Origin of the sequence: Thalassospira sp. A3_1, assembly GCF_017744215.1 — a bacterium.
Classification (GTDB): Bacteria; Pseudomonadota; Alphaproteobacteria; order Rhodospirillales; family Thalassospiraceae; genus Thalassospira; species Thalassospira lucentensis_A.
The window spans coordinates 86,527-99,297 of the sequence record NZ_JAGHQQ010000005.1 but is presented as its reverse complement, the minus strand read 5'-3'; the positions used below and the strand labels follow the sequence as shown (position 1 = coordinate 99,297).

Here is a 12,771-nt window from a genome sequence, read left to right as displayed (position 1 = left end):
TCAACCGATATCGTCGGGGCCATCGACTGACAAAAGGGCGGTCGCTGTTATTTTTGGCCTTATTTTCCGGCATCTGACGTCCGTCTTTATTCGTTTTGTCGTTTGTTTTTAAATCTCGAAAGTGCATAGCGTGAGCAATACCGGTACCTCAGAAACGCGCACCGCAGAACAGCCGCAGCATAAAGTCTGCTGGTCCTGCAAGGGCCCGGTCGAGGCATCAGCCCTGTTTTGCGATACCTGCAATGCCATCCAGCCCCCCGGCCAGCTTGACCATTTCACGCGCTTTGGCCTGGAACGCACCTTCATCATCGATGTCGATGCGATAGAGGCGACCTATCTCAAGCAGCAGCAGTTGCTCCATCCCGACCGCTTCGCATCAAAATCTGCCCGCGAGCAGGCCCTGTCGTCACAGCAGGCGGCAACCCTTAATGGTGCGTTCGAAACCCTTAAAAACCCGGTCGCACGTGCGGAATATCTTATGCGTCTGGCGGGTCACGAACCCGAAGGTGGCGAGGGGCACACGGTCAACGATCCGGAGCTTCTGATGGAAGCCATGGAAATGCGCGAAGCTCTGCATGATGCCGATGATCGCAATGCGGTCGACGCCATGATCAAGGATACCCGCAAGGCCGCCCGCGCGTGTGAAAAGGACGTTGCCGAGGCGCTCGACCAGAACGCATATGACCGGGCCAAAAAACTGACAACCCGGCTTAGATACCTGATGAAAATGACCGAGGAAGCGCGCGCGAAGAAATCGCGTCTTGCCGCCGCCTGATCATTTAAAAAGAACGGATAGAATTCATGGCTTTGCTAAAGATCCACGAACCGGGCCAGACGCCGCTGCCCCACGAAGATGAACGCCAGCTTGCCGTTGGCATCGATCTGGGCACGACAAACTCCGTCGTCGCGATCTCGAACGATGAAAAACCCGAAGTGCTCCGCGATACATCCGGTGGCAATGCCATCGTGCCATCCGTGGTCTATTATGGCGCGGGTGCCGATCCGGTGGTGGGCGAGGCCGCCCGTGATCAGATCAACGATAATGCGGATCGCGTCGTCTCGTCGGTCAAACGCCTGATGGGGCGCGGCATTGCCGATGTCAAATCCATCGCCGGTACGCTGCCCTATCATGTCGAAGTCCCGGCCGAGGACGCCTCAAAATCGGGTGAACCGATGATGGTGCGACTTAATGTCGGTGACCGCGTCCTGACCCCGGTGGAGGTTTCCGCCGATATCCTGCGTGCATTGCGCGCACGGGCCGAGGAAAGCCTTGGCAAGCCGGTTGAAAAGGCGGTCATCACCGTTCCGGCCTATTTCGATGATGGTGCGCGCACCGCGACCAAGGACGCCGCCCGTCTGGCCGGGATCGAAGTCCTGCGTCTGGTGAACGAGCCAACCGCGGCCGCCCTTGCCTATGGCCTCGATAACGGCGCAGAAGGTCTTTATGCCGTTTACGACCTTGGCGGCGGCACGTTCGATATTTCCCTGCTTAAAATGCAAAAGGGCGTCTTCCAGGTGAAGGCTACCGGCGGCGATGCGGCCCTTGGCGGTGATGATTTCGATCACGCCATTGCCGAACATCTTCTGGCCGAACGTAAAAGTGGCGGCACCACCGATGATCTCGATGCGTCGGATGCCAAACGCCTGCTTAAAACCGCGCGCAAGGTCAAAGAGGCGCTTACCGATGCCGATGAAACCAGCGTCACCGTCTCGCTCGGCGGTTCTGACACGACCCATACGGTCACCCGTGCCGCGTTTGATGCGATGATTGCCAAACTGGTATCGCGCACGATTGCGATCACCGAACAGGTCCTTGATGACGCCGATGTCATGGCTGATGACGTCAAGGGCGTGGTGCTGGTCGGCGGCTCGACCCGTGTGCCTGCCGTCCGCCGTGCCGTGGCCGATCTGTTTGAGCAGGACCCGCTTTCCGATATCGATCCGGACGAAGTCGTTGCCCTTGGCGCTGCCCTTCAGGCAGAGGCTCTGACGGGCGGCTCTGACAACCTTCTGCTGGATGTCACGCCCTTGTCGCTCGGTCTTGAAACCATGGGCGGGATTGTCGAAAAGGTCATTGACCGCAATACCCCGATCCCGGTCGCCAAGGCACAGGAATTCACCACCTATCAGGATGGCCAGTCGGCCATGATGATCCATGTGGTGCAGGGCGAACGCGAAATGGTCGATCAATGCCGCTCGCTTGCGCGCTTTGCCCTGACCGGCATTCCGTCAATGGCGGCTGGCGCTGCACGCATCAAGGTAACCTTCAATGTCGATGCCGACGGCCTTCTGACCGTATCGGCGCGCGAGGAAACCACCGGCACCGAACAGGAAGTCGCCGTCAAGCCGACCTATGGGATTAACGAGCTTGATATGGCCAACATGCTGCGCGAAAGCATGGTCCATGCCCGCGAGGATATGGAAATGCGCCTCCTGACCGAAGCCCGGGTCGAGGCACGCCGCAATGTGCTTGCCGTGCAGGCCGCAATGAATGCTGACCGTGCCCTTCTGACGCCAGAGGACGAAGACAATATCGCAGGCGCGATTGCCAAACTCGAAGCCGCCATGTCGGGCGAGGATCGCGACCTTATCAACGAACAGGCCGAGGCGCTTGAAGACGCATCGCGGCCCTTTGCCGAGGCCCGTATGGACGCCCGTATCCGTCAGGCCCTTGCCGGTCGCAATGTCGATCAGGTTAATTAGGGGCCAGACATAATTGACAAACCGGCCAACTGCGGCGATTGTCCCGTGCAACCGCCAAGGTCAGGTCGGACCAGAGATCGAACGAAAAAAGTATTACCGAGGAGAAAGGCACAGATGCCTAAGATCGTTTTTGTTGAACCCGATGGCACCGAAAAGGAATTTGACGTTGCCGACGGTCTGTCCGTTCTGGAAGCTGCCCACAAGAATGGCATCGACCTTGAAGGTGCCTGCGAAGGATCGCTGGCGTGTTCGACCTGCCATGTCGTTGTTGACGATAGCTGGTTTGACAAACTTGACGAGCCAAGCGAAGACGAGGAAGACATGCTTGACCTCGCATTCGGCCTGACCGAAACCTCGCGCCTTGGCTGCCAGATCATCATGAGCGACGAGCTCGACGGGCTTCGCGTCATGCTGCCGTCTGCCACGCGCAACATGATGGTCGACAAGTAACATCGAAATTTCCGCCCAAGCCCAAAGGGGGACACCCATGCGCTGGACAGATATTCAGGATATCGCGATCGAGCTTGAAGAAGCCCATCCCGACAAGGATAACGTCAATCTGCGTTACACCGATCTGCATAAATGGATCTGTGAGCTTGACGGCTTCGACGACGATCCCGCGAAATCAAACGAGAAGATCCTCGAAGCCATCCAGATGGCATGGATCGATGAACGCGACGATTAGGACCTGCTAACACGTCATTCCCGCGAAGGCGGGAATCCAGACAGCAGAACCCGCATCGATACAAGCCAGCCCGGACCCTTCCGCAGGCTGGCTTTGTTCTATCCATACCTTATCTGCACACCATCACGGGCAGGGGCTTTGACAACCATGACCGACACCTTCACCGACATCATCCCGGCCCAAAGCCTGTTTGGCCGTCTTCGCACCAATGCCCCCGATGCATGGCAAAGCTATGTCTGCCACGACTTCGTCAAGCAGCTTGGCAATGGAACCCTGCCCGAAGCCGCCTTTAAGCACTACCTCATTCAGGATTACCTGTTCCTGATCCAGTTCGCGCGTGCCTATGCACTCGCAACCTACAAGGCCGATGATCTGCGTGCCATGCGCCAGTTTTCCGGCACCGTGCATGCGATCCTTGATATGGAAATGAGCCTGCATCTCGATTTCTGCAAAGGCTGGGGCCTGTCAGAGGCCGACATCGTGGCGGAGTCAGAGGCACGCGCCTGCATCACCTATACCCGCTATGTGCTCGATTGCGGTGCGCGGGGCGATGTGGTTGATCTTCAGGTCGCCCTGATGCCCTGTATGGTTGGCTATGCCGAAATCGCAAACCGCCTGATGGCAAGTTCTGATACAAGGCTCGACGGAAATCCGTACCGCCCCTGGATCGAGATGTATGCCTCGACCGAATTCCAGGACGTGGCAAAGGCCGAAATCGATCTTCTGGAACATACCGCGCAAACCCGCGGGGGGGATGCACGGATTGCGGGCCTCACGGAAATCTTCGCCAGGGCAAGCCGCCTTGAAGCCGATTTCTGGCAGATGGGGCTTGATCTGGCAAAATAGGCGCAGATGCCTTATATGAGTGCGAACATGCTTTCTGGGCTGGTTAAAACCGCCCGGTTTGTTGATCTCTACCCGCTTTGCTCTTCCCGTCATTCCGGGCGAAGCGAAGCGCAGACCCGGAATCCATCTTGCCGCACGTCGCGGCATACCGGGTAAGGCTGGATTCCCGCCTTCGCGGGAATGACGCGGGGCAGGGATCATGGATCGGATGCCGATACTGGTCTCGGTCTGCCGCTATTTTACATCAACTTCTTGTCGCCGCGGCCTTGACCCGCGGATGGGTGGGAAAAATGAACTCTCTTGGCTTTGACAAAGCCCCAAAAGATACCCGCGTGGTTGTTGCCATGTCGGGCGGGGTCGATAGCTCCGCCGTTGCGGCCCTTCTGAAGTCCGAAGGCTATGACGTGGTCGGCATTACCCTTCAGCTTTACGATATGGGGGCGAATGCGCCGTCACGCGCCAAATCCTGCTGTGCCGGGCGCGATATCTATGATGCGCGCAAGGTGGCCGAGGATATCGACATTCCCTATTACGTGCTCGATTACGAATCACGCTTCCGCGAAGAAGTGATCGATGATTTTGCCGACAGCTATATGCGCGGCGAAACCCCGATCCCGTGCGTGAAATGCAATCAGACGGTCAAATTCCGCGATCTGCTGGAAACCGCACATGACCTTGGCGCCGATTGCATGGCGACGGGTCATTACGTGCAGCGTAAACTGGGTGCCAACGGCCATGCCGAACTGCACCGTGCGGCCGATCCCAATCGCGATCAAAGCTATTTCCTGTTCACCACCACCCAGGAACAGCTCGATTTCCTGCGCTTCCCGCTTGGCCATCTGATGAGCAAGGCTGAAACCCGTGCGCTTGCCGCCAAATTCGGCCTTGAAGTCGCCGACAAGCCCGACAGTCAGGATATCTGCTTTGTCCCGGATGGCAAATATGCCCGTCTGGTCGAAAAGCTCCGCCCCGAAGCCGGTGAACCGGGCCAGATCGTTGATCTTGATGGCAATGTGCTGGGCGATCATCGCGGTCTGATCCATTACACCATCGGCCAGCGGCGCGGTCTGAACATCGGTGGCACGGCCGAACCGCTTTATGTCGTCAAACTCCTGCCCGAAACCCGGCAGGTCGTGGTCGGCCCGAAATCGGCGCTTGCGATCCAGATGGTCTATGTCAAGGAACTGAACTGGCTTGATGGTGACGCGATTGACCCGAACGGGGTCGAGGTCGAGGTCAAACTGCGCTCCGCCATGGCACCGGCCCCGGCCACCATCTACCCCGAAGGCGCGGGTGCTGCCCGCATCGAACTGCACGACCCGCAGTTTGGCATCGCACCGGGGCAGGCGGGTGTTTTCTATGCCGGTGACCGGGTGATGGGCGGCGGCTGGATCACCCGTCAGGAACTTCTGGCGGCTCATGCCCCGACGGCGGCCTGATCATCAGGCTGCTGACGACGCATTTCCAATCAGATCGTCATTCCCGCGAAAGCGGGAATCCATTCTGTTCCAATGGGATATGGATTCCGGGCCTGCGCGCCGCGTCGCCCGGAATGACGGCTCTGATCCATCCCGGCCTTTTCTTTTGCGTTGCGGTAATTAAGATTCTTTCGCGTTCCCGACTGTGCTATGATGTGCGCAACAATATTCGGGTAACCCCGATCATAAAAATATGCGACGTGCTTTGCGCATGCAGGTGGGCCACGGAATGTCTGACGGGGGTGGACATGATCCGGTGGTGTTATATTTCATTTATGGCCTTGCTGACCGGCCTGTACGGTTTTCGGGTTGCGGGACAGTATGTGCAACGCACCGACCCTGTGCCCTGGTTGCCAGCGGCACATCTCTGGCAGGACGGTGGGCTCGATTATGCCTATGCCTCGCTTCTGCAGATTGCCGTTCTGCTGTTTATGGTGACAAGCATCTTTCGCGCCGCCCGGCACGCGATTGTGCCGCGCCGCTGGAAACGCCGTCTGTCTCATCTGATCGGCTGGGGATATCTTGCGGTGACGGTTGTGCGAATGGTGCCGGGCATTTCCGTACCCCCGACCTATGCTTGGCTTGAAACCTCCTTTGCCCTGTTCTTCCATCTGGTGGTGGCGATCTATATGATCGCGCTTGCGGTTTATCTTGATTACGACGCGACCCGCCGGAAAGAGCATTATTATCAGGCCTATGGCACCCCTGACTGACAATCGTTTCCTGCTGCGGGTGGGGATAGGGACGGGAAGGGTTCGCCCCCAAGTTTATGGATGGGTTTATGAAAGGGTTACCGAACGGTTTTGTGGATATCTTTTTTCCGCCAAACGTCAAAAAGGCGCTTGACGGGGGCGGTTCCCTGACGTAAAAACCGCCCCGTTCCGGCGCTTACGGAACCCGCAGAATAGATACCCTATACATACTCTGCGGCCGAGTAGCTCAGCTGGTTAGAGCAGCGGAATCATAATCCGCGTGTCGGGGGTTCAAGTCCCTCCTCGGCTACCAATTAAAAAACCCGTCAGGCAAAGCCTGGCGGGTTTTTTAATTGGCACCCTCGGAGAGGGCTTTAACCCCCTGGTTCGCGAGAAAGCGAGGCACGCAGCTTTCGAGAGACGTTGCGCGAAACGCGCAACGGTCCGCAGGGCAAAGCCCAAGGATAAAAAGCAGCCCAAAGGCTGGTTTTTACAATTCCCTCCTCGGCTACCAATTAAAAACCCATACTAAAGGCTCTGCCTGAAGGGGATTGGTTGCCGATAGGTGGAATAACACCCAAATATCCACCGGTAGTGGATCTTTCGTTTAATTGTCCAAATTTTCCACAAATTTATCCACAGGAAACGCTTGACGGTCTTTGCTTGCAGTATTAAATAATACGACAAGTCGAGTGCGCTGACCAATATGCAGTGCTTCAAGGAGTTCCTTGCTCGGCTTACCTTCTTAGGCTGCCTTAGGGCAGCCTTTTTAGTTTTAACGCCTAGTATTTTTGAGGGTTGTTATGCATCTCTTTTATGTTGATGAATCTGGTTCGGTCGCCGATCCATCTCAAAAATATTTCGTTTTGGCTGGCGTGGCCGTTTTTGAGAGAAAAGCTCATTGGATTGAGCAGAGTTTAAATTCGATTGCTGTTAGGTTTAACTCTATAGCTCCGCATGAGGTGGAACTACATGGTTCGCCTATGCGTTCAGGACGAGAAGGTTGGAAGGCACACCCGCTTCCCGATAGATTGCAGGCCATTAAAGATGCTTTGCATGAAGGAGTCGAGAAGGAATATGGCAGAGGTGTTCGCTTGTTTGGCGCAGTAGTGAAAAAGGCCGAATTAATTAATGAAGACCCTGTGATACATGCATTCGAGCAGGTTGCTAGCCGCTTCGATATGTTTTTGCAGCGTTTATACACGAAACATAATGACCCGCAGCGCGGGATTATGGTCTTCGATAAATCTTCCACTGAGCAAAGAATTCAGACTTTAGCCAGAGATTTTAAGTACTCTGGGCACACTTGGGGAATAACACGGAACTATGCTGAAGTTCCGCTATTTTTAGATTCAAAGGCTTCTAGGCTAATTCAACTGGCAGATTTGATCGCATATGCTCTTTTTCGTCGATACGAGCACAACGACAATCAGTTTTTTGATGTGATTAAAGATTGCTTTGACTCTGAAGGTGGGGTTCAGCACGGGTTATATGTGAGAGAGTAGTGAAAATTGCATGAGTATTTAAGAAGGCTGTCTTTGTAGGAAAGTGAAATAATTTATAACTCTTGACGCGATTTCATACTATTTAATGTGCAGTCTAGCAATTTTCTCACAGCTTCCGCAAACGGATCAAATAGCCACAGCAATAACATTATGGAATCAGGCTGCAAACGCCGGGCGGGACCTGCCCGCATGGCGTTTTTGGGAGGGGCATCCTTGGACCGGTGTTGCCCAAAAAAACAACCGGTTCATTAGGAAGCGAAGTACCTATCTTGTCAGAGACGTTGCTACTATTGGGTTTATTTATAAGTTGGTGGAATTTTCTTCTAAGAAGAATCATGAAGTTCATTCCTCAAGTCTCTTCAAAAGGAGAAAATTAGGCGCTTTTTGATTTTAAAAGGTCTAATCTTCTATTCTTAGTCTGCCCTGTGCTCTGAATTTATGAATTCCATTCACCCGTCGAAAAACTGAAAGAGAGAGTTTTGTATAAACAAGAGCGTCTCCTTTGCACGCGACGTAAAGCTCTTGAGTGTTCTTAAACCCTATCGCCTTTAAGAGTTCTGTTGCTTTGCCAAACATATCATCTTCAATTTGTTTGGATGGGAATGATGAACTTCTAGATTGCCGTTTCAGTCTTAATTTAGAAAGAGCAGAGTCAATTTTTCCGTATAGATCTCGGCATGTAGAAAAATTATCTTCAAATTCAGCTATGATTTCCTTCATTAGATCGAAAATATCGCTGTTCCCTCGGATATTAATAACGCCGGGCGATGCGTATTGGATTTTGTTAACCGTCAATTGACTTTGTCCAGAGACACGTTTGGATAGATCTCCATAAAAACCTATGTAGCTACCGCCGCCCTTGAACATACGGTCAGCCACAGCGTCCTCAATAGACGATTTTATCGATTGATTGGTGTTTGGCGATAAAAGCTGGGACTGCACGAAGCTTAATGCATACACATCGGCAAGTTTTGCATACAAGCTTGAAAACTCGTTTGGTTCCCATTTCCCATCTATATAGAAATCTTGCTCTGTTTCATTTTGGATATTAGATATTTTCACTTCGACAGTATGATACGACGCGAAAAAACCATGATCTGGCCATAGGGATTCGTCTTCTACGTCGTCCAGCGAAGCTTTTTTTAGATTCGCTTCACCATCGTTGCATTTATTCCAATCAAATAAATAATAACTTCTGCCCTTTGCGGCTTCGTATAAAAAGCGAAGGTCAGCTTTATTTTCAATATAATTTATCCAATCTGCTTGGTGAACCGAGCAGCAAAAAAATGGGTATTCCATGTTTGGATAATCGACAGCAACCCCGATAAAACGCCTATTGGCGCTCCCAGAAAGAAGAACGATCTGAGGGCCATCAATATTTAGAAGCTCTTTGGTGATCCGGGCTTTCATTTCAGTAGATCCTCAATTGGATCATTAGTATTTGCGATAGGGTTGAAGTGCTCATACATCCATAAGTCGCAATGTGCACTGCCGTTAGGGCTGCGTTCGTAAACACCGCTATCATTGTTGAGCTCAAGATAGGCGGCATAACGTAAATTTCGTTTTCTAAATTTGGGTAGTCGAGCGACTGCTCTAGCAGCATGAATTTTCTCGGGTCCGCTGAATACAGAACAAGAGGCCCATCTGCAAGGGCAAAGATTGTTTGGTTTTCCTTGCTCGTTGATCGCAGCGTAAGAAGCAAAGTCTTTCTCTGTTAAAGAGCCTTGATGGCTGACTAGCCTAATAACCTTTTCAGGTTCTGGTGGCGTAGCGGTAGCTGGAGGACATGACTCTGGAAGGAATTCTTTGAAACGAATATTTGAGTTCATGAAGGAATGATCTCCATAGACGCAGCATGAGTTTTTGTTAATTCACGTTTATATTGCATTATTTTAATCTTGTTGCAATCTCTGGTGTCTTTTTTGTCGGGCCGGTTGTGACGGGGGAGCCATTGGATCGAAAAAGGAGTGCACAAGGTACGAATTTACTTTCACGAACCTTTCGTGCCGCACCTAACAAAAAGCCAGAAACCATGCCTTTCTCGTGCGCTATCGATGTGCAGGATCCGGGCTTTGAAGCCCATCTCATAAGTTCTGTCATGCTTGATGTTGCACTGATGCAGTTTGGAAAATCCGGGAAGAAAATTCCGCAATCGCGTCATCGTCTTTGTGACCAAACCTCAAACACCCTACCGCCCAAACCTCCTCGGCGCACACCCCATCACCCGCTTGAAAGCCGTACTGAACGCACTTTCAGACTCATACCCCACCGACAGTGCAATTTCCGAAATCGGCAATCCCGAATGGGTCAGGCGATCCCCCGCCAGCAGCATCCGCCAGCGGGTCAGATAGGCCATCGGCGGGACGGCAACAACATCGCGGAACCGGGCGGCAAAAGCCGAGCGTGACATGCCCGCATGGCGGGCCAGTTCCTTGAGCGTCCAGGGATGGGCAGGGTCCCCATGGATGCAGGCAATTGCGGTTGCGATCTGCTTATCCGATAGCGCCGCGAACCAGTCGGGGATGTCAGGGCCATTGGGGATATTTGGGCTGGTTGGGGCAGCCCGGTCACTTTGACCGCTGACTTGCGCATTGCTCAGATGCAGCCGAAGGGCCTGCACCAGCACCGTATGGGCCAGATGTTGCAGCACCAGAAAACCGCCCGGCTGGGGGTTGCTTAGTTCCTGCATCATCCGTTCGACCGACCAGCGCAGGCTCGCCTCATCCTGATCATTTTCAATCCGCACAACCGGCGGCAGGGAAGCCAGCAGCATGTCGGCATGCGGCCCCGAAAGGGCAAAGCGGCTGCTGACGATAAAGCATTCGCCGCCGCCATTATGCTGAACGATCCCGCCGCTTTGGGCCTTGGCAAAGATCAGCGGCGCATCAACCGGCGGGCATTCAGGATCGCTTGCCAGAAAGAAGGTCCGCCCGCGCGGCAGGACAAAGGAATTTCCCGCCGTCAACAGCACGGGACCCGCAAGGTCTTCGACGCTGACATAGCATTGCCCGGAAACGATGGTGCCGCATTTGATGGTATTGGCCTGATCGGCAAAGCGGATCGCCCAGGGACCGGCGGCATCAAACCCGGCCGACATGTAATTGCGTGGCTTGAGCAGCGACAGGATATCGGAAAGCGGATCCATGGGGTGGGGGCCTTTTCTGGACGATTGCAAAAGTAATATGGATCATAGCGCATGGATCGTCCAATCGCCATCGCATATCGTTCCGGCCATTGATCATGTGCAATGTGAAGTGGAGAACGGAATTGCGTATTTTTGTAACCGGGGCGAGTGGCTTTGTCGGATCGGCGGTCGTGCGCGAACTGATCGCGGCCGGGTATGAGGTTTTGGGGCTGGCGCGGTCCGATGTGTCGGCAAATGCGCTTTTGGCGGCCGGGGCGGCGGTGCATCGCGGTGATCTTGATGATCGCCAAAGCCTGCGCGCCGGGGCGCGTGAGGCTGACGGGATCATTCACACGGCGTTCAATCACGATTTTTCGCGCTACGCCCAAAGCTGTGCCGAGGATGCGGAGGTCATCGCCGCCCTTGGCGATGCGATTGCGGGCACGCAAAAGCCGCTTGTCGTGACCTCTGGCCTCGGGCTTCTGGCCGGTGGGATGCAGGTGACGGAGCAGGACGTGCCCGATTTCGGACCAAACGCCATGCCGCGTGTCGCGACCGAACGCGCCGTTGCCGAGCTTGTCGGGCAGGGGCTTAACGTTTCGCTCATGCGCCTGCCGCCATCGGTGCATGGAAAGGGCGATCATGGCTTTGTGCCGATCCTGATTGCCAAGGCCCGCGAAACCGGCGTTTCGGCCTATATCGGCGATGGCGGTAATGTCTGGCCCGCCGTGCATCGCTTTGACGCCGCACACGCCTATGTCCGCGCGGTAGAGGTCGCGATGCCGGGTGCCGTCTATCACCCGGTCGCCGAAACCGGCATCGCCTTTCGCGAGATCGCCGGGGTGATTGGCAAACGGCTGGGTGTGCCGACCGTATCCAAAACCCCCGACGCCGCCGCCGATCATTTCGGCTGGTTCACCCATTTCGCCAAACTCGATTGCCCGGCGGCAAGCGACATCACGCGTCGGCAGTTGGATTGGTCCCCGACAGAAGCCGGATTGCTCGCCGATATCGATCAGGAGTGTTATTTCGACCAGTAAGGATGATGTCGCCCCGGTCAGCTTGAGCTGCCCGGGGCTGAAATATCTGGGATTGGTCGATTAAAGCGTGTCGTCCGTGATCACCCAGCCCTTTGCCTTCCAGCCTGCTGTGGATTTTTCCAGCATGCTGGCGACCGGGATCGCATAACCGCCAAAGATTTCAGTCTTGCCGTCCTGCATGGTGACGGAAAGGTCGTATTTTGCACCACCCAGTGCGGCAATAACGGCCTGTCCGCCGCCGTCCACACTGCCGGAAGACACAAACACATTTTCGATACCGCCTTGCGCGGCCATGGTCGCGCCGGCAAATGACATCATATAACCAAGTCCCTGTTGTTTGGGGTTGGTTGTCATATAGCCGTCCTGTGCAATCCATCCGCTGGGAACTTTGCTGAATTCACCGTCGCTTGTTGGCAGGGTATTGGTGAATTCAAGCGATGATTTCTGCGTGCTGTCGCCATCATATATTCCTTCCAGACCTGCACCTTCTGGTGAGATGTCAAAACTATGTGCATCGTCATCTGTTTTGAATTTCATTTGTCGCCTCTTTGTCGGTAACATTTATTTTCATCGGCAAAGACGGTGTTGAAACTGGCTTGTGATGAGGGTCGGGTGGCAGGAGGGTGCCGCACAGCACCAGAAAGCCGCCCGGCCGGGATTGTCTGCTTCTGGCATCATCGGTTCGATGGCCCGCACAG

The 12,771-nt window shown here is 54.3% G+C and carries 13 protein-coding genes and 1 tRNA gene; 10 read left to right on the top strand and 4 right to left on the bottom strand.

Annotated features, from left to right (window positions below; translation table 11 throughout):
• The first annotated feature begins 130 nt into the window (after window positions 1-130).
• From hscB to J7395_RS18525, 9 genes are all read left to right on the top strand, one after another.
• Window positions 131-775 carry a Fe-S protein assembly co-chaperone HscB gene (hscB, locus tag J7395_RS18565; RefSeq protein ID WP_209223107.1) on the top strand — a complete coding sequence of 215 codons (645 nt, stop codon included), beginning with the start codon at window positions 131-133 and terminating at the stop codon, window positions 773-775.
• Between the two features lie 26 nt (window positions 776-801).
• Window positions 802-2,703, top strand: coding sequence for a Fe-S protein assembly chaperone HscA (hscA, locus tag J7395_RS18560; protein ID WP_209223105.1), 1,902 nt, complete (start codon window positions 802-804; stop codon window positions 2,701-2,703).
• A gap of 114 nt (window positions 2,704-2,817) precedes the next feature.
• Window positions 2,818-3,153, top strand: coding sequence for a ferredoxin family 2Fe-2S iron-sulfur cluster binding protein (locus tag J7395_RS18555; RefSeq protein WP_062952122.1), 336 nt, complete (start codon window positions 2,818-2,820; stop codon window positions 3,151-3,153).
• 37 nt (window positions 3,154-3,190) lie between these two features.
• Window positions 3,191-3,388: a Fe-S cluster assembly protein IscX gene (gene iscX, locus J7395_RS18550; protein ID WP_007091921.1), complete on the top strand. Its 198-nt coding sequence runs from the start codon at window positions 3,191-3,193 to the stop codon at window positions 3,386-3,388.
• Window positions 3,389-3,535: 147 nt separating this feature from the next.
• A complete protein-coding gene (gene tenA, locus J7395_RS18545) occupies window positions 3,536-4,234 on the top strand; it encodes a thiaminase II (protein ID WP_209223103.1) in 699 nt (232 codons plus the stop codon).
• A gap of 290 nt (window positions 4,235-4,524) precedes the next feature.
• Window positions 4,525-5,673, top strand: a complete 1,149-nt coding sequence (gene mnmA / locus J7395_RS18540; protein ID WP_209223101.1) for a tRNA 2-thiouridine(34) synthase MnmA — start codon at window positions 4,525-4,527, stop codon at window positions 5,671-5,673.
• Window positions 5,674-6,035: 362 nt separating this feature from the next.
• Window positions 6,036-6,425: a hypothetical protein gene (locus J7395_RS18535; RefSeq protein WP_209223099.1), complete on the top strand. Its 390-nt coding sequence runs from the start codon at window positions 6,036-6,038 to the stop codon at window positions 6,423-6,425.
• Between the two features lie 215 nt (window positions 6,426-6,640).
• A tRNA-Met gene (locus tag J7395_RS18530) sits at window positions 6,641-6,717 on the top strand.
• Between the two features lie 490 nt (window positions 6,718-7,207).
• Window positions 7,208-7,909 carry a DUF3800 domain-containing protein gene (locus J7395_RS18525; protein ID WP_209223097.1) on the top strand — a complete coding sequence of 234 codons (702 nt, stop codon included), beginning with the start codon at window positions 7,208-7,210 and terminating at the stop codon, window positions 7,907-7,909.
• Between the two features lie 399 nt (window positions 7,910-8,308).
• Here J7395_RS18525 and J7395_RS18520 read toward each other — a convergent pair whose 3' ends face one another.
• The 3 genes from J7395_RS18520 to J7395_RS18510 form a co-directional block, all read right to left on the bottom strand.
• Window positions 8,309-9,319, bottom strand: a complete 1,011-nt coding sequence (locus J7395_RS18520) for a hypothetical protein (protein WP_209223095.1) — start codon at window positions 9,317-9,319, stop codon at window positions 8,309-8,311.
• Entirely contained in the window at window positions 9,316-9,738 is a 423-nt protein-coding gene (locus J7395_RS18515; RefSeq protein ID WP_209223093.1) for a hypothetical protein, read from the bottom strand. Before J7395_RS18515 ends, J7395_RS18520 begins: the two co-directional genes overlap by 4 nt.
• A 359-nt stretch (window positions 9,739-10,097) precedes the next feature.
• Window positions 10,098-11,054: an AraC family transcriptional regulator gene (locus J7395_RS18510; RefSeq protein WP_209223091.1), complete on the bottom strand. Its 957-nt coding sequence runs from the start codon at window positions 11,052-11,054 to the stop codon at window positions 10,098-10,100.
• Between the two features lie 122 nt (window positions 11,055-11,176).
• Between J7395_RS18510 and J7395_RS18505 the strand changes: the two genes are divergently transcribed.
• Entirely contained in the window at window positions 11,177-12,073 is an 897-nt protein-coding gene (locus J7395_RS18505; RefSeq protein ID WP_209223089.1) for an SDR family oxidoreductase, read from the top strand.
• A 60-nt stretch (window positions 12,074-12,133) separates the two neighbouring features.
• On the opposite strand, the gene J7395_RS18500 is transcribed toward J7395_RS18505, so the two are convergent.
• A complete protein-coding gene (locus J7395_RS18500; RefSeq protein WP_209223087.1) occupies window positions 12,134-12,610 on the bottom strand; it encodes a hypothetical protein in 477 nt (158 codons plus the stop codon).
• Window positions 12,611-12,771: the final 161 nt, after the last annotated feature.

Coding starts and splice junctions, on each gene's coding strand:
- hscA (WP_209223105.1), top strand. CDS start 802: ATGGCTTTGCTAAAGATCCACGAACCGGGCCAGACGCCGCTGCCCCAC.
- J7395_RS18555 (WP_062952122.1), top strand. CDS start 2,818: ATGCCTAAGATCGTTTTTGTTGAACCCGATGGCACCGAAAAGGAATTT.
- iscX (WP_007091921.1), top strand. CDS start 3,191: ATGCGCTGGACAGATATTCAGGATATCGCGATCGAGCTTGAAGAAGCC.
- tenA (WP_209223103.1), top strand. CDS start 3,536: ATGACCGACACCTTCACCGACATCATCCCGGCCCAAAGCCTGTTTGGC.
- mnmA (WP_209223101.1), top strand. CDS start 4,525: ATGAACTCTCTTGGCTTTGACAAAGCCCCAAAAGATACCCGCGTGGTT.
- J7395_RS18525 (WP_209223097.1), top strand. CDS start 7,208: ATGCATCTCTTTTATGTTGATGAATCTGGTTCGGTCGCCGATCCATCT.
- J7395_RS18520 (WP_209223095.1), bottom strand. CDS start 9,319: ATGAAAGCCCGGATCACCAAAGAGCTTCTAAATATTGATGGCCCTCAG.
- J7395_RS18515 (WP_209223093.1), bottom strand. CDS start 9,738: ATGAACTCAAATATTCGTTTCAAAGAATTCCTTCCAGAGTCATGTCCT.
- J7395_RS18510 (WP_209223091.1), bottom strand. CDS start 11,054: ATGGATCCGCTTTCCGATATCCTGTCGCTGCTCAAGCCACGCAATTAC.
- J7395_RS18500 (WP_209223087.1), bottom strand. CDS start 12,610: ATGAAATTCAAAACAGATGACGATGCACATAGTTTTGACATCTCACCA.